The sequence below is a fragment of the Pseudoclavibacter sp. CFCC 13611 genome, from assembly GCF_008831225.1.
Taxonomy (GTDB): domain Bacteria; phylum Actinomycetota; class Actinomycetes; order Actinomycetales; family Microbacteriaceae; genus Pseudoclavibacter_A.
Genome location: NZ_WBKE01000003.1, coordinates 42,508 through 58,256 on the forward strand (window position 1 = coordinate 42,508; position 15,749 = coordinate 58,256).

13 protein-coding genes are annotated in these 15,749 nt (G+C 67.4%); 9 read left to right on the forward strand and 4 right to left on the reverse strand.

Translation table 11 applies throughout. From position 1 onward, the window contains the following. Positions 1-21: 21 nt before the first annotated feature. The 4 genes from F8O08_RS08800 to F8O08_RS08815 form a co-directional block, all read right to left on the reverse strand. Entirely contained in the window at positions 22-321 is a 300-nt protein-coding gene (locus F8O08_RS08800) for a WXG100 family type VII secretion target (protein WP_158030179.1), read from the reverse strand. A 161-nt stretch (positions 322-482) separates the two neighbouring features. Then, positions 483-1,307: a 16S rRNA (cytidine(1402)-2'-O)-methyltransferase gene (rsmI, locus tag F8O08_RS08805; protein ID WP_158043056.1), complete on the reverse strand. Its 825-nt coding sequence runs from the start codon at positions 1,305-1,307 to the stop codon at positions 483-485. Continuing rightward, positions 1,304-2,494 (reverse strand): VanZ family protein, encoded by a 1,191-nt coding sequence (locus F8O08_RS08810; protein WP_158043057.1) that lies wholly within the window; start codon positions 2,492-2,494, stop codon positions 1,304-1,306. The genes rsmI and F8O08_RS08810 overlap by 4 nt, the downstream gene beginning before the upstream one ends. Continuing rightward, positions 2,491-3,225, reverse strand: coding sequence for a TetR family transcriptional regulator (locus tag F8O08_RS08815; protein ID WP_225733623.1), 735 nt, complete (start codon positions 3,223-3,225; stop codon positions 2,491-2,493). The genes F8O08_RS08810 and F8O08_RS08815 overlap by 4 nt, the downstream gene beginning before the upstream one ends. 140 nt (positions 3,226-3,365) lie before the next feature. Between F8O08_RS08815 and F8O08_RS08820 the strand changes: the two genes are divergently transcribed. The 9 genes from F8O08_RS08820 (at position 3,366) to F8O08_RS08860 (ending at position 15,045) form a co-directional block, all read left to right on the forward strand. After that, entirely contained in the window at positions 3,366-4,010 is a 645-nt protein-coding gene (locus tag F8O08_RS08820; protein WP_158043058.1) for a biotin transporter BioY, read from the forward strand. A 30-nt stretch (positions 4,011-4,040) separates the two neighbouring features. After that, positions 4,041-4,730, forward strand: coding sequence for an energy-coupling factor ABC transporter ATP-binding protein (locus tag F8O08_RS08825; RefSeq protein WP_158043059.1), 690 nt, complete (start codon positions 4,041-4,043; stop codon positions 4,728-4,730). Then, positions 4,727-5,323, forward strand: a complete 597-nt coding sequence (locus F8O08_RS08830) for an energy-coupling factor transporter transmembrane component T family protein (protein WP_158043060.1) — start codon at positions 4,727-4,729, stop codon at positions 5,321-5,323. Before F8O08_RS08825 ends, F8O08_RS08830 begins: the two co-directional genes overlap by 4 nt. Further along, positions 5,320-5,685 carry a CHY zinc finger protein gene (locus F8O08_RS08835; RefSeq protein WP_225733624.1) on the forward strand — a complete coding sequence of 122 codons (366 nt, stop codon included), beginning with the start codon at positions 5,320-5,322 and terminating at the stop codon, positions 5,683-5,685. Before F8O08_RS08830 ends, F8O08_RS08835 begins: the two co-directional genes overlap by 4 nt. A 441-nt stretch (positions 5,686-6,126) precedes the next feature. Beyond that, complete coding sequence (locus F8O08_RS08840) at positions 6,127-7,860, forward strand: dolichyl-phosphate-mannose--protein mannosyltransferase (protein WP_192497746.1); 1,734 nt, start codon at positions 6,127-6,129, stop codon at positions 7,858-7,860. A gap of 96 nt (positions 7,861-7,956) precedes the next feature. After that, positions 7,957-11,997, forward strand: a complete 4,041-nt coding sequence (gene hrpA / locus F8O08_RS08845; RefSeq protein ID WP_158043062.1) for an ATP-dependent RNA helicase HrpA — start codon at positions 7,957-7,959, stop codon at positions 11,995-11,997. Between the two features lie 16 nt (positions 11,998-12,013). Next, a complete protein-coding gene (locus F8O08_RS08850; protein WP_158043063.1) occupies positions 12,014-12,937 on the forward strand; it encodes a DUF3097 family protein in 924 nt (307 codons plus the stop codon). A gap of 139 nt (positions 12,938-13,076) precedes the next feature. Then, complete coding sequence (locus tag F8O08_RS08855) at positions 13,077-13,589, forward strand: hypothetical protein (RefSeq protein ID WP_158043064.1); 513 nt, start codon at positions 13,077-13,079, stop codon at positions 13,587-13,589. A gap of 463 nt (positions 13,590-14,052) precedes the next feature. Further along, positions 14,053-15,045: a hypothetical protein gene (locus tag F8O08_RS08860; protein ID WP_158043065.1), complete on the forward strand. Its 993-nt coding sequence runs from the start codon at positions 14,053-14,055 to the stop codon at positions 15,043-15,045. Positions 15,046-15,749 lie beyond the last annotated feature (704 nt).

Genomic DNA, 15,749 nt, shown 5'->3' on the forward strand with positions numbered 1-15,749 from the left:
CTCGCCGCTCGCCTGTGTCGCTCAGCCGATGCGCGAGGCGAGTTCTTGGTCGACCTGCTGCAGCGCTGAGGCCGTCTGCCGCAGATACTGGCCGAGATCGGCGAGACCTTCCATCGCACGCTGCGACCCGGTCACGAACTGCTCGGTCGCCGTGTTGAACTTGCCGGATGCATGCTGCGTGACGAAGCCTCCGCTGACCAGCTCGGCGATCTGCGACCGTGCCCGGTCGAGCTCGCCGATGATCGTCTGCTTCTGCGACTCCAGCCGCGCTGCCGCGCCCTGCAGCTCGTCGTATGAGACCGAGATGCTCGAACCTGCCATGATGACCCTCCTGATGATCAGTGCCGACGCCGGGTGACGTCGTTCGTGATCAGCACGTTACGAGGGTCTCAGCTCACCGACGACGGCGTCGGCATGCCTGTGGATAAGTCTGTGCACAGCTCAGTCTGTGCAGAGTCCCAGAGCCCGCAAACTCGCCAGCGTCAGCGCTCGGCACGGCGCTGCAGCGCGAGATCGTAGAGAGCCTTGCGGCTCACTCCGGTGCGTTCGGCCACCTCGGCCGACGCCTCTTTCAGCCGGCGCCCTGCGGCGACCAGCGCGAGCACGGCATCCACATGATCGTCGGGCGACTCGATGCGAGCGGGCGCACCGGCGATCACGATGACCACCTCACCGCGCACGCCTTCGGCAGCCCACTCGGCCAGATGCCCGAGCGAGCCGCGCTCGGTGTGCTCGAAGCGCTTGGTCAGCTCGCGGCTCACGCTCGCGGCCCGATCGGCGCCGAAGACCTCGATCATGCTCGCCAGCGCCTCCGCCACACGGTGCGGCGACTCGTAGAAGATCATGGTGCGCTGCTCATCGGCGAGCGCCCGCCACAGCCTGGTGCGCTCGCCCGGTCGACGCGGCACGAAGCCTTCGAAGCTGAACCGATCGGTGGGCAGCCCCGAGACGGCGAGCGCTGTGAGCACCGCCGTCGGCCCGGGCACCGACGTCACGGTGACACCGGCCTCGCGGGCCGCGGCGCCCAGCTGAAAGCCGGGGTCGCTGATCGTCGGCATGCCGGCATCGGTCACCACGACCACGTCGTGGTCGCGGGCGAGGTCGAGCAGCTCGTCGATGCGCTCGCGTTCGTTGTACTCGTGCATGCTGATCATGCGCGGACGGTTCTCGATGCCCAGCACGTCGAAGAGGTGCAGCGTGTTCCGGGTGTCTTCGGCCGCGACGATCTCGGCGTTCTCGAGCAGCTCGACGAGTCGAGGCGAGGCGTCGCCCGCGTTGCCGATGGGTGTTCCGGCCAAGATGATCATCGTGTCTCCTCAGTGTGTTCGCGGGATGCGGATGCGTCGCCCCCCTGGCGTGAGGCGTGCTCGCCAGTGACCGACGCACGCTGGTCTTCGATGCGCAGACCCGCCACGGCAGCGGCGAGACCGCGGCGGTCGCGCGTCGCCCAGACGCCGATCAGGCTCGCGATCGCAAAGACCCAGGCCGCGGGCAGCAGCCACGCCCTCCAGCCATCGGCGCTCTCACCGGCCGCTCCGCTGATCGTGCCCGACACCGAAGCCGCATCGAGCATGGCGAGCAGCCCGAACCCGCCCGATCCCACCACAAATCGCAGGCTGCGCGCGAGCCATGCAGGTCGCGCATCCGCCGGTCGGCTGCGTAACAGCACAGCCCACTCGCCGAACGTGCGACCGCGCCAGAGCACGAACACGAGCTGCACGGCCAACGGAACGCCCCAGATCAGCCAGGTCACACGTGGGTCGGCCGCAAGCGCCTCGGCGCGACCGCTGCCCGGCCACAGGCCGGCGACGACCATGAAGAACATCAGCGACAGGCCCTGCGGCGCCAGAAACACCAGGGTCGCATCGCAGAGCATGCCGGTCAGGCGGCGAAGTGCGGTGACCGGCGTCGGCGCAGTGCGGTCTGACTGTGCTCCGCGACTGATGAAGGGGATGGCCGCCAGCGACCCGATGATCGCACCCAGCGTGTTCGTGGTCAGGTCGTCGACGTCGAAGACCCGATAGGCGCACGGATAGAGCCCCCAGACCCCCGTGAGCTGGGTGAGTTCGATGAGCAGCGAGACGCCGAGCCCGCCGATGGCTGCGACGACGACGCCCGCACGGTGACGCACACGCAGCAGCACGCCGAGCGGCACGAAGAGCGCCACATTGAGGGCGAGCTGCCAGACGACCATGCTGCGCATCAGCCCGCCGACCGACGGCCCGCTCGCCAGCAGATGGCGCAGGTCGTGGCCGAGGCTCAGCTGCACGCCGCGGCACACGTACTGCCCGCTCGACGGCAGCGGCAGCAGCGTGTAACAGACCAGAGCGGCCAGGTACACCGCGGTGATCAGCCACCCGCCGACCCACCAGCCGTCAGCGCTGCCGCGACGACGGTAGCTGACGATGACGAAGGGCACGAAGAGCACGAATGCGACCAGCGTGCCGAGCACGACGGCGAGCACGGCGAGGCCCGGCTGCAGCACAGAGCTCATCGGATGCGCCTCGACTCTTGGTCTGCACCGCTGCGGCGAGCCGCGAGGCCGTCGACGAGCAGGTCGACGCCGAACGCGAAGTCGCCGGGCACGCTGTCGACCACCATCGCGCCGAAGGCGTCCAGGTCGGCTGCGGCGAACGCGCCGTCGCCGATGCGATGGTCGACACGCGGTGCTGCGGGCACATCGAGGCCCAGCTCGCCTGCCTGATCGCGCTGCTGTTCGTGCTGGGTCGAACCGAGCACGAAGTGCAGCAGAGCCGCGGCGCTGGCCTGGGCGGTCTGATCGTCGAAGCCGCCGTCGCGAACGCTCTTCTCGAGGTGGCGCATAGGGATGCCATGGCCGAGACCCAGCGCGACGGTGCTCGCGACGATCTCAGCGCCGTCTCGGTGATCGAGCAGTGCGCAGCGCAGCCAGAGAGCCTCGGCGCGCAGGGCGCTCGTCCACCCGGGGCGAGCCTGCACGAACGCCGTGCGCAGCTGGTCGCGTTCGGGGCGATCGCGAGTGATCCAGTCGCTGACGGCGGCCAGCAGACTCTGCTTGTTCTCGAAGTGCCAGTACAGGGCACTGGGCTGCACGCCCAGAGTGGTGGCCAGTCGTCGCATGGTCAGATCGGGCAGCCCGCTGTGATCGAGCAGCTGCACTGCCGCAGCGATGACGTCGTCACGGCTGTGACGTGCGCCACGACGCTCCCGCTGCTCGGCGCCTGTGCCCTCGTTGTCGACATCCACAAAACGAGTGTAGCGGCGTCGTACCAACCGAACAGTGTTCAGGTGAACGGCGTTCAGGTAGTCTGATGTGCGGTCGTCACCTGTGTGCCGGCTGGCTCTGCCACACTCGGCGGGGTCGTTTCAGTGAAGGAGCAGACACGATGTCCACATCGCCCACCCAGCCGACGCGCACCACGTCGGCCGTCAGCGACACATCCACGAAGACCCCGACGCCGCACCGAGGCTTCGACAACCGCGACATCGCCCGCATCGCGGTCTTCGCGGCCCTCATCGCCGCCCTCGGGCTGATGGGGCCCATCCCGGTGCCCGGGTTGGTGCCGATCACTGCACAGACTCTGGGGGTGATGCTCGCCGGCACGGTACTGGGCGGCCGACGCGGCGCGCTGGCCGTGATCGTACTGCTGTTGCTCGTGCTGATCGGCCTGCCGCTGCTGAGTGGCGGGCGCGGCGGCCCTGCGGTGTTCGTGGGCCCCTCGGCCGGCTATCTCTTCGGGTGGATCGCCGGGGCCTTCGTCGCCGGCGCGATCACCCATGCCGGCGGTCGCATCGTCTGGTGGCGCACCCTGCTCGGTGCCGTCGTCGGAGGCATCCTCGTCGTCTACCTCTTCGGCGTTCCGGTGACTTCGATGGTCGCCGGCCTGCCGCTCTCTCAGGCGCTTGTCTCGTCGTTCGCGTTTTTGCCGGGCGATGCGATCAAAGCCGTACTGGCCACGCTGATCACCGCGGGGCTCTGGAAGGCCTACCCACAGGCCTTCCCGGCGCGTATGCAGCTGGCCGGCCAGTAGGCTCGAACCCATGACCTCCGAGGTGAACTGATGGATGCTGCCGAGATTCGGCTCGACGCGCTGTGCGTCGACGCAGGTGGCACCCGCATCATCGACGAGGTGAGCCTCGACGTCGCAGCGCGTCGGCTTGCGGTGATCGGAGCCAACGGCTCGGGCAAGTCGACGCTGCTGCGCGTGCTCGACGGGCTGATGCGCCCCAGCGCGGGCGCAGTGCGCGTGCTCGGCCTCGACCCGGTGCGCGAGGCGAAGGCGCTGCGACGTCGGGTCGGCTTCGTGTTCACCAACCCCGACACGCAGATCGTGATGCCCACTGTGCGCGAAGACCTCGCCTTCTCACTACGTGGGCTCAGACTGCCGCGCGACGAGGTACGTGCACGAGTCGACTCCTGGCTCGACCGCTACGGCCTGCTCGATCGCGCAGACGTGCCGGCGCACAGCCTCTCGGGCGGGCAGAAGCAGACCTTGGCGATCGCCGCCGTGCTCATTCGCGAACCTGATCTCGTGCTCGCCGACGAACCGACCACGATGCTCGACCTGGGCAACGCCCGGCGCATCAGCCGTCTGCTCGTCGACGAGCTGCCCGGCTCCGTGGTCATCGCCACACACGATCTCGATCTCGCACGCCGCTGCGACCTGGCGATCCGTTTTGAGGCCGGCCACATCATCCGTGTGGGAGACCCCGCCGAGGTCGTCGACGAATACGAGCGGGCGTTCGCGTGATCTCGCAGTACGTTCCCGGCGACAGCCCGATGCACCGCCTGCCCGCCGGGCTCAAGCTGCTGCTGCTCATGGCGATCGCCCTCGTCGTGTCGCTGCTGCCCGCAGTGTGGTGGGTGCCTGCCGGGCTGCTGGTCGTGACTGCGGCGCTCTATGCGCTGGCCGGGCCGGCGCTGCGCGAGCTGCCGCGGCAGTTCTGGATGACCAAGTGGGTCATCGTGCTCTTCGGCCTGCTGATTCTGATCTTTCAGGGGCCGATGCCCGCGCTGGTGCAGACCACGCGCTTCGTCACGCTCATCGTGCTCGCCGGACTCATCACCCTGACCACGACGACCACCGCGATGCTCGACGCGCTGACTCGGGCCATGGGCCCGCTGCGGTTCGTCGGCATCGCCCCAGAGCGGGTGGCGCTCACGCTCTCGCTGGCGATCAGCGCCGTACCGGTCGTCTCGGGGCTCTCGCACAGCATCCGCGAAGCCCAGATCGCACGCGGCACTCCGCCGAGCATCCGCGCCTACGTGCTGCCGCTGCTCGTGATGACGCTGAAATACTCGGACGACCTCGCCGACGCGCTGACCGCACGAGGCGTCGAATGAGCGAACGGCATGCGCCTGCTCTGGAGTCTGACGCCTGCCTGCCCGTGCGCGGAGTCGACCTCGACCCCGCGTCGCGCTGCGCACACTGGCACACCGAACTTGACATCGTGGCACTGCGCTTCGCCTGCTGCGACACTTACTGGGCGTGTACAGAGTGCCACGCCCAGCTCGCCGATCACGCGGCGTTGCCGTGGCCGGTCGATCGCGCGCAGCCTGCCGTGCGCTGCGGCGGATGCGGCTCCCAGTTCAACGCCTCGGCCTACCTCGCGACGATGGAGACGATCGAGCCGTGCTGCCCGGTCTGCGGCGCGGCGTTCAACCCGCGGTGCTCGCGCCACCACGACATCTACTTCGCCGACTGATCGGCTGACGTCGCCGAGGTCTGCGCCTCCACAGCCTCCGGACTCCTGGCGACCAGTGCTCAGTGCTCAGTGCTCAGTAACCAGTAACCAGTACCCAGTACCCACCCCCAAGTGCCCCGTGCCCAGCGCCCAACCCCAAATGCCCCGTGCCGAGTGTCAGCCCTCCGGAACTTGAGGCATCTTCCATCCCCCATCCAGACATCCAGACATCCAGACATGCCAAATGCAGCCCAACCCCATCCAGACATGCCAAGTTCCATGCCTCGATGGTTTGGAACGACATTTGCCATGCCTCGTTCGAAGCCGTCCCGACCAGCCCGATCACGGTCGGCCATCCTGACCAGCTCTGCCCGCCCCGTCTCGACCACCCCGCCCCGTCTCGACCACCCCGCCCCGTCCCGACCACCCCGCCCCGTCCCGTCCCGAACGTAGAATGGCGTGGTGCCCTCCACCACTCCTGCTCACGACGCTCAGCGAGGGCAGCAGCACACCCTGCGTCACGCCACCTGGCACGAGCCGGTGGCCCACTGGTTCGGCACACAGAGCCCACTGCCGACCTGGCTGAGTCTCAAAGTGCTCGGTCCGGCCGCAGTCACCCTGCTCGCCGCGGTGCTGCGCCTCTGGAATCTCGGCTGGCCGAACACACTCGTCTTCGACGAGACCTACTACGTCAAAGACGCCTGGACGCTCGGCGCGCGCGGCAATGAGGCGCGTTGGCCTGAGTCGCCGAATCCGGCTTTCGAATCAGGCGATGTCAACTCGTTTCTCAGCGGCGACGGCGCCTTCGTGGTGCACCCGCCTCTCGGCAAGTGGATGATGTGGCTGGGCATGCTGGCGGGGCCCGAACATGCCTGGGCATGGCGGCTGTCGACGGCGATCGCCGGCATCCTCACGGTGCTGCTGGTCTGCGTCGTGGCTCAGCGGATGTTCCACAGCGCCGCACTGTCGACCTTCGCTGGCGGCCTGCTCGCGATCGACGGCCTCGCCATCACGATGAGCCGCACGGGACTGCTCGATGTGTTCATCGGGCTGTTCGTGCTCGCCGCGTTCTGGATGCTGCTCATCGACCGCAGCCGGCACCGTCGGATGCTCGCCGAACGGCTGCACGAACGCGGGTCGATGGGGGTGGTCTGGTGGCGCCCCTGGCTGTTCGCAGCCGCAGTGTTCCTCGGCTGCGCGACCAGCGTGAAGTGGTCGGGCGTCTACTTCGCCGTCGCCTTCGGCCTCTACACCGTCGTCGACGACCTGCTCGCCAGGCGGCGGCTCGCTCGGGCCGCGGGCAGCATCCCCATGAGGGCGACCTCAGGGCATCACGCGCACCGGCAGACATTCTGGGCGCGGGCCTGGCCGCTGCAGTCGCTGGCTCAGGCCGGGGTCGGCCTCGTCACCGTGCTGCCCACCGTCTTACTGGTGTATCTCGCCTCGTGGACGGGCTGGTTCGTCACCTCAAACGGCTGGGGACGCCACTGGGCCGAGTCGAATCCGGCTGAGGGGTGGCTCGCGGTCGTACCCGACGCGCTGCGGTCGTTCGGGCAATATCACGCGGTCGCCTACCGATTCCACACGGGGCTCGACAGCCCACACCCCTGGGCGTCGAGTCCGCTGAGCTGGCCGATCATGCTCAAGCCCACGCTGTTCTGGCGCACCATCGACGATCCGGGTGAGAACGGCTGCCTGCATGACTCCGGGTGTGTGAGCACGATCTCATCGGTCGCCAACCCACTGCTCTGGTGGGTCGCGCACCTCGCAGTGCTCACGCTGATCGTCTTCGTGATCGTTCGGGTGCTGCGTCGCTCCACTGCGCGGCGGCGGTGGCGTGTGATGTCGCCCGCGAGCGATGTCACCTGGCAGGCCGTCGCGATTCTGTTCGGCTTCGCCGGAGGCTACCTGCCCTGGCTGATGTACCTGCACCGCACGGTGTTCTTCTTCTATGCGGTGGCGTGGCAGCCGTTCCTGATTCTCGCGGTGGTCGCCGTCGTGCGGATGCTGGTGCCGCCCCCGCAGGACGACTCCGGCGCCGCAGTGGCGCGTCGGGTCTGGGCACGACCCGTCGTGGCGGGGTTCGTCGTTCTCGTCGTCGCCGTCTCGGCATTCTTCTATCCGCTCTGGACGGGGATGGACGTCTCGCGCACGTTCTGGTCGTTGCACGCGTGGCTCCCGCACAGCTGGCTGTGACGCTGTGTGCTGAACGGCCACTCCCGCGCTGAGTCGACGTGCGAAAACGCGCACAGACGATCAGACTCCGTTCAGGTACGAAGTACAGTGGATGAGATGACCGATCTGACCCTGACCTATCCCCCGCAGCTGCCGGTCAGCGATCGCCACGACGAGATCATGGCGGCGATCGAGGCGAACCAGGTCGTCATCATCGCGGGTGAGACCGGCTCGGGCAAGACCACGCAGATTCCCAAGATGTGTCTGGAGCTCGGTCGCGGCCTGCCCGTCGAACGAACCGGGAAAGACGGCAGAAAACGCACCTACACGCGACAGATCGGTCACACCCAGCCGCGCCGTCTGGCGGCACGAACCATCGCCGAACGCCTCGCAGTCGAGACGAACACCAAGCTTGGCGAGCAGATCGGCTATCAGGTGCGATTCACCGATCACACCGACACCTCGACGCGTGTGAAGGTGATGACCGACGGCATTCTGCTCGCCGAGATTCGCCGCGACCGCCGCCTGATGAACTACGACACGATCATCATCGACGAGGCGCACGAGCGCAGCCTGAACATCGACTTTCTGCTCGGCTACCTCAAACGCCTGCTGCCGAAGCGCCGCGACCTCAAACTGATCATCACCTCGGCGACCATCGACGTCGACCGCTTCTCGAAGCACTTCGACGAGGCTCCAGTGATCGAGGTGTCCGGCCGCACCTTTCCCGTCGAGATTCGGTATCGTCCGCCAGAGAAGGACGAAGAGACCCTCGATGCGATGCTGTCGGCCACCGACGAGCTCATGCTCGAGCCCGACGGTGACATCCTGGTGTTCTTCCCCACCGAGGCCGACATCCGCGAAGCGGCCAAGGCACTCGCCGGTCGCCACCGTTTCACCGAGGTGCTCACCCTCTTCGGCCGACTCAGCGCCGCCGACCAGCACAAGGTCTTCGAGACGGGCCGCAACCCGGGCATCCGTCGACGCATCGTGCTGTCGACCAACGTCGCCGAGACCTCGCTGACCGTGCCCGGCATCCGCTACGTGATCGACACCGGCACCGCCCGCATCTCCCGGTATTCGACTCGGTCGCGCGTGCAGCGCCTTCCGATCGAGGCCATCTCGCAGGCGAGTGCGAATCAGCGCGCAGGGCGATGCGGCCGTGTCGCCGAGGGCATCTGTATCCGGCTGTACAGCGAAGACGACTATATGTCTCGACCGGAATATACGGATCCCGAGATCCTGCGCACCAATCTCGCCAGCGTCATTCTGCAGATGGCCACGCTCAAGGTCGGTGCCATCGACGACTTCCCCTTTCTGCAGCCGCCCGATTCACGAGCGGTCGCCAGCGGCATCGACACCTTGGTCGAGCTGCGCGCGATCGAGTCGCCCAAGGCCAGTCGTGACGGCGAGATGCACATCACCGACATCGGGCGGCGACTGGCCAGGGTGCCGATCGACCCCAGGCTCGGGCGCATGATCGTCGAAGCACAGCGTCTGGGTGTGGCACACGAGGTGACCGTCATCGTGGCAGCGCTCACGGTGCAGGATCCCCGCGAGCGCCCGCGCGACCGGCAGCAGGCCGCCGACCAGCAGCATGCGCGGTTCGTCGACCCGTCGAGCGACTTCTTGGGCACGCTCAAACTCTGGAAGTACCTCGAGCAGCAGCGCCACGATCTCTCGTCGAGCGCATTCCGTCGGCTGTGCCACAAAGAGTTCATCAACTATGTGCGGGTGCGCGAGTGGATCGATCTGGTGCGCCAGCTTGAGCGCATGCAGCCCGATGACCCGTCGTCGTTCCGCATTGAGAGCACGGCCGCAGCGAACGACACCACGCGTGCCGCAGCAGTCGGCGAGCGCGCGAACGACCGCGGTCACACGAAGAGCAGACACGGCTCCAACCAGCGCAGCGGGCGTCGACGCGGCGATGACGCGACCACCGAGGCTGCCGACGGCATCCATCGCGCACTCATGGCGGGACTGCTCTCGCAGCTGGGCGTCTACGACGAGAAGAAGCGCAACTATCTGGGCAGCCGTGGCACGCGCTTCTGGGTGTTCCCCGGTTCGGGGCTGTTCAAGAAGCCGCCGACCGAGGTGATGACCGCCGAGCTGGTCGAGACCGAGCGGCTCTGGGCGCGCGTGAACGCCAAAGTCGATCTGGGCTGGGCCGAGGAGCTCGCCGGCGACCTCGCCAAACACAGCTATGCCGAGCCGCGCTGGTCGGCGAAGCGCGAACAGGTCGTCGCGACCGAGCGGGTGACGCTCTACGGCGTGCCCATCGTGGCCGGCCGGCGCGCGAACTACGGCCGGGTCGATGCAGAGGTCGCCCGCGAGCTGTTCATTCGGCAGGCGCTCGTCGAGGGCGACTGGCACACTCGGCACGCCTTCTTCGCTGAGAACCAGCGTCTGCGCGCGCACGTCGAAGACCTCGAGAACCGCAGTCGACGACGAGACATCGCGATCGACGACGAGGCGCTCTTCGCCTTCTACGACCACCGCATTCCCGCTGAGATCAACACCGGCCGCGCCTTCGACCGCTGGTGGAAGCAGCAGCGCCGCGAGACGCCCGATCTGCTGACGCTCAGCATCGACGACGTGACCGACGATCGCGCCCAGTCGGTCGACGAGACCGACTACCCCAACACCTGGCGGCAGGGCGACCTGACGCTGGCCGTGAGCTACCGGTTCGACCCCGGCAGCGACTCCGACGGCGTGAATGTGGATGTTCCGCTCGCCCTGCTGGCCCAGCTGCGACCCGAGGGCTTCGACTGGCTGGTGCCCGGGCTGCGTGAGGATCTTGCGGTCGCTCTCATCCGTTCGCTGCCGAAAGTGCACCGTCGCAACGTGGTGCCTGCAGCCGACTGGGCGCGGCGCGCGCTCGAGACGCTGCCGCAGCATCCTGACGGCCGCCCCTTCGCCGTCGCTTTGGGCGCAGCCCTGCGCTCGCTCAGCGGCGTGCCGATTCCCGACGACGCGTGGGAGGTCGAGCGCGTGCCCGCGCATCTGCGGGCCACGTTCCGCGTGCTCGACGAACGGGGCCGCGCGATCAGCGAGTCGACCGACCTGCTCGACCTGCAGCGAGAGCACCATGACAGCGCACGAGTCGCCGTGGCGGCGCGCAGCTCGGCCAGCGAGCGCACCGGGCTCACCTCGTGGGCGTCGAAGCCAGGCGCCGATGCCGCCGACGGCGGCATCGGCGCGCTGCCCGTCGAGACCGTCGAAGATCTCGGCGGCAACGTCGTGCGCAGCTACCCTGCCCTCGTCGACGAGGGCAGGAGTGTGGCGGTGCGACTCTTCGCCGCCCCGGGCGATGCGCTGCGCAGCCACTGGGCCGGCGTGCGTCGCCTCGTCGCGCTCAACGTGCCCATGCCGACCGAGTACGTGCTGAAACACCTGACCGGCCCCGAGAAGCTCGCGCTGGCTTCATCGCCGTACCGCTCGCCGCGGGCCGCGATCGAGGACGCGGCGCTGGCGGTGATCGACGCTCACCTCGCCGAACTGGTGCTGCCGAACGCCGCCGGCCACACGTCGGAGGCAGACCCGCAGGCGGGGGCGAGCGGGGCATCCGCAGGAAGCCGTGAGCGCGCCCGGCTGCTGCACCTCGCCGAGGCGCTGCCCCGCGACCCGCAGGCCTTCGAACAGTTCTGCGACCGAGTCAGCGCCGACCTCGTCGACGCCCTGTTCGCGGCGACCTCGCAGGTGGCGAAGGTGCTCGGAGCCCAGCGCGACACCGAGCGCGCGCTGAAGCAGGTCACCTCGATGGCGCTGCTTGGGGCGACCAGCGGCATCCGTGCGCACATCGAACAGCTCGTCTACGAAGGGTTCATCCGCACCTGCGGCACCGCGCGCCTGCCGCACATCGCCCGCTATCTCGAGGGCCTCGCGCTGCGGCTGCACAAGCTCGAGGCGCAGCCCGGCCGCGACAACACGTGGCGTGCCGAGGCCGACACTGCGCTGCGGCTCTTCGAGGGCGCAGGAGGCAGCATTCCCTCGCCCGACTGGTGGCTGGGGGTGATCGACGAGCGCAGCCGCGTGCTCGACGAAGCCCGCTGGATGCTCGAAGAGCTGCAGGTCGGGCTCTGGGCGCAGGAGCTCGGCACGGCCAGCGCGGCGAGCGTTCCCCGACTCAAGAAGCTGCTCGCGAAGCTGCCGAAGTAGGAGCCAAAGAGAACACATGTTTGACGATCGCTATGACATCGATCCGCTCGCCGACCAGTCGTGGCGGCGCACGGTGGGACCGAAGAGAGTCGCCGCACAGCTCGGCGAGGTCTATGAAGACGTCGCCAGCGGATTCTGCGGAGCACTGGTGCGCTTCGACCGGCAGGTGGTCGAGCTCGAAGACCGGCATGGTGCGGTGCGCGCGTTTCAGTGGGGGCCCGGCCTGCTGCTTGAGGGCAAGCCGATCGATCTGGTGCATCCGGGGGATGCCGCACGCGGTGTGCGCGGCGCAGGTCGCGCTGGTACGGCGGGGTCGCCCGCGGCGCGCGGAGCGGCAGGATCGGCCGGTCGCGCTGCGGAATCGCTGCGCATCGGGGCCTCCGGCATGCGGGTCGATCCGAATCAGCGGGCCCGGGTGGCTCGGGCCAGTCGGCTCTTCGTCGAGGGCAAGCACGACGCCGAGCTGGTGGTGAAGGTCTGGGGCGACGATCTGAAGGCGACGGGCGTGGTCGTCGAACAGCTGCTCGGCGTCGACCATCTCGCCGAGGTCATGGCCGAGTTCGAGCCCGGCCCCACCCGTCGCATGGGGGTGCTCGTCGATCACCTCGTCAAGGGCTCGAAGGAGTCCCACATCGTCGACGCGCTGCCCGCCGGGCCGGCGCGAGACGCCGTGCTCGTCGTGGGGCATCCGTTCATCGACATCTGGCAGGCCGTCAAGCCCGAGCGACTCGGCATACGGGCCTGGCCCAGCATCCCCCGCGGCATCGACTGGAAGTCGGGCATGTGCCGAGCGCTCGGCTGGCCCGGCGAGACGGGGGCCGACGTCGGCAAAGCATGGTCGCGCATTCTCGGTACGGTGCGCAGCTACCGCGATCTCGAGCCCTCGCTCACCGGTCGGGTCGAGCAGCTGATCGACTTCGTCACCGAGATTCCGGAGTGACGTCGGTCGCCGCTCTGCTGCGGGGCGCACCCGCCGTCAGTCTTTGACCCGCTGGCCGCCGACACGGAGTCACGGCTCCGTGGGCGCGCGTCGTATTGCATCGCTGCCCCGCCGGCCGGCATGCGCCTATGGTGGAGGCATGAGCACGACCGGTGAGCATCTCGCAGAGTTCGCCATCCGGCCGCCGACATGGGCCCGATGGATCGCAGTCGCGCCCCTGATCTTCGTGGCCGCAGTGCTTGTCATCATCGCCATGACGCTCGACGGCGGCGTGATCGGCGTCGTGGTCTCGGTCGCGGTCGTCGTCGCTCTGGGGCTGGTCACCTGGTGGTGGATGCGGTGGACGGTGATCCGCGTGCGCGTCCAGCCGCATGAGGTGCGGCTCGCAGCCCCGTTCTACCGTGCGTCGGTGCACATCGCCGACATCGCACAGACGGCGGTCGTGGACGACGCGACGCTCGGCCGCTCCGGCTTCGACTGGGTGGTGATGGGTCGGCCTCGCGATCCACGCGGAGTGCGGCTCAATCTCGGCGGTGTGGCCGCGCTGCAGATGCAGACCTTCGATCAGCGGCTCTACACAGTCGTGTTCACGAGCTTCGACGACGCCGAGCGCGCTCAGCGAGTCATCGACTCGCATCGGTTCGGCGGCTGAGCTCTGTCGCTGCTCCGAACAGCAGCATTCAGTAGTGTTCGGCAGCATTCAGTCGCATTATGGTGGCGACCGTCCCACCCCACTCCACATCCAGTCGTCCCAAATGACGCACCACGGCATCCAGACATGCCAAATGACGCACCACGGCATCCAGACGTCCCAAATGACGCACCAAGACATCCAGACGTCCCAAATGACGCACCAAGACATCCAGACATGCCAAGTTCCATGTCTCGATACCTAGGCAGGGCATTTGCCATGTCTGGATCAAGCCGGAGCCCCGTTGCGTGAGCTTTTGGCTGTCCACATCGCTCGGAATGCTCCAAGTGCGTGCACAATGCGCTCGCTGCCCTGTTCACATACGACCATCTCGGCGGAGACTGGGCGTATGTCGACATGGCCACCCAAGCGAAGCGACGACGGAGCAGCTGCTCACACACCTCACGGCGGCACAAAGCTACCGATGGAACTTCGAAACCGCGCGTTCAGCACAACAGAGGCGATCAATCTCGGCGTGCGAAGATCCGTTGTCGACGCAGTGGACCTGCTGGCTCCGTTCCATGGCGTGCGTATGCCCGCCGACCGTCCACAGCCGATCGCTGACGCGAAAGATCGATACGCAACGATTCGCAGACGCCTCATTGCGCTGTGCAAGGCCTATGTCAGCCGTGAGCGCAAGGACGCAGTCTTCAGCCACCTCACCGCGGCGATTCTTCACGGACTTCCAATCCCTGACCACTATCTGACCATTCAGGGCGCACCCGAAGCGCTCAATCTGCATGTCTCAGTGCCAAATCGACGTAATCGCCCTCGGGGTCGCGGCGTCACCGGACACCAGCTCAACGCAAAGCTGATGGGGGCGACTGTCTGGCGCCATGGTGTGGCGGTGCTGTCCGAATCAATGACGTTCTGCACGGTGACGCAGATGAAGGAGTTCAGCCTCGATGATTTGGTCACGCTTGGCGATGCCATCGTACTGTCGCAGCCACTGCGCTCAGACCGCCGGGCGCCGAGTTGCCAGCCGACCGAACTTCAGAGTGTTGCGGCTGAGCAGCGTTGTCGGGGTGCGCAACGTCTTCGTGAAGCGGCCGAGCTGATACGCACAAGATCTCAGTCTGCACGCGAGACCAAGCTCAGGATGATCGTGCTTCGTGCTGGGCTGCCCGAGCCAGAGCTGAACTTCGAGATTATGACGAACTCGGGTGAGCTCGTTGCTCGGCTCGACCTCTACTATCCGGGCCTGCGGCTAGGCTTCGAGTACGATGGCCAGCATCATCGGTTGGATAATTACCAATACGCTCGCGACGCCGAACGCGGAGAGGCATTGGTACACGCCGGGATTGTCAACCTCCGCTTCAGCGCCAAACACATTCGTGAAGGCGAACTCGCCATTGCCCGCAAGGTGTGCGCCGCCTATTCAGAGGCATGGGCCAGAGCCCATCCTGCGCACGACTGATCGGTTCTTTCCAAGCGTTCCAAATGCCGCGTCTCCACATCCAGACGCCTCAAATGACGCACCAGGACATCCAGTCATGCCAAGTTCCATGTCTGGATCGGTTTAGGCATCATTTCCCATGCCTCGATGGGCTGAGACCAGATACGCCTCGGCAGATCCCATGACTCGATGGGCTGAGAGCAGATGGTCTAGGTGAGCCCCAGCGGCCAACCGGCTGAGAGCGCCCACTCGCCCCCTAGGCCTAGCCCAATCAGCAGAGTCAGACCCGCACAAGCCGTTCGAAGCGATAGCGCATGCCCGAGCGCGAGGTCGCCCAGTCTGCCTCGTAGGCGGCGACCGCCCGCCAGTCGGCCCCGAGTTCCGGAGCAAAGGTATCGCCGACGACACCCTCATCACCCGCTACGTCGACGTCGAGCATCGTGCGCTCGACCACATCGGCGAGCCCCGAATTGAGTGCCTCGGCGAACAGCTGGGCGCCCCCGATGATCCAGGCGTCGATCTCGACGTGGGCACCAGCACCCAGCGCAGCCGTGCCCGAACCAGCCGGACCGTGGGCACCAGCACCGTGGGCACCAGCGCCCTGTGCAGCCGTGCCCGTGCCAGCCGTGCTCTGTGCAGCAGCACGCGCAGCCGCATCGTGCGACATCGTGCCACCTGCGGTCGGCTGCGAGACGGGCGCAGGATGCCCCGCTCCCTCTGCCGCT

Bases quoted from the DNA above. Each gene is read 5' to 3' on its own strand.
- F8O08_RS08800 (WP_158030179.1), bottom strand. From the start codon at position 321: ATGGCAGGTTCGAGCATCTCGGTCTCATACGACGAGCTGCAGGGCGCG.
- rsmI (WP_158043056.1), bottom strand. From the start codon at position 1,307: ATGATCATCTTGGCCGGAACACCCATCGGCAACGCGGGCGACGCCTCG.
- F8O08_RS08810 (WP_158043057.1), bottom strand. From the start codon at position 2,494: ATGAGCTCTGTGCTGCAGCCGGGCCTCGCCGTGCTCGCCGTCGTGCTC.
- F8O08_RS08820 (WP_158043058.1), top strand. From the start codon at position 3,366: ATGTCCACATCGCCCACCCAGCCGACGCGCACCACGTCGGCCGTCAGC.
- F8O08_RS08825 (WP_158043059.1), top strand. From the start codon at position 4,041: ATGGATGCTGCCGAGATTCGGCTCGACGCGCTGTGCGTCGACGCAGGT.
- F8O08_RS08835 (WP_225733624.1), top strand. From the start codon at position 5,320: ATGAGCGAACGGCATGCGCCTGCTCTGGAGTCTGACGCCTGCCTGCCC.
- hrpA (WP_158043062.1), top strand. From the start codon at position 7,957: ATGACCGATCTGACCCTGACCTATCCCCCGCAGCTGCCGGTCAGCGAT.
- F8O08_RS08850 (WP_158043063.1), top strand. From the start codon at position 12,014: ATGTTTGACGATCGCTATGACATCGATCCGCTCGCCGACCAGTCGTGG.
- F8O08_RS08855 (WP_158043064.1), top strand. From the start codon at position 13,077: ATGAGCACGACCGGTGAGCATCTCGCAGAGTTCGCCATCCGGCCGCCG.
- F8O08_RS08860 (WP_158043065.1), top strand. From the start codon at position 14,053: ATGGAACTTCGAAACCGCGCGTTCAGCACAACAGAGGCGATCAATCTC.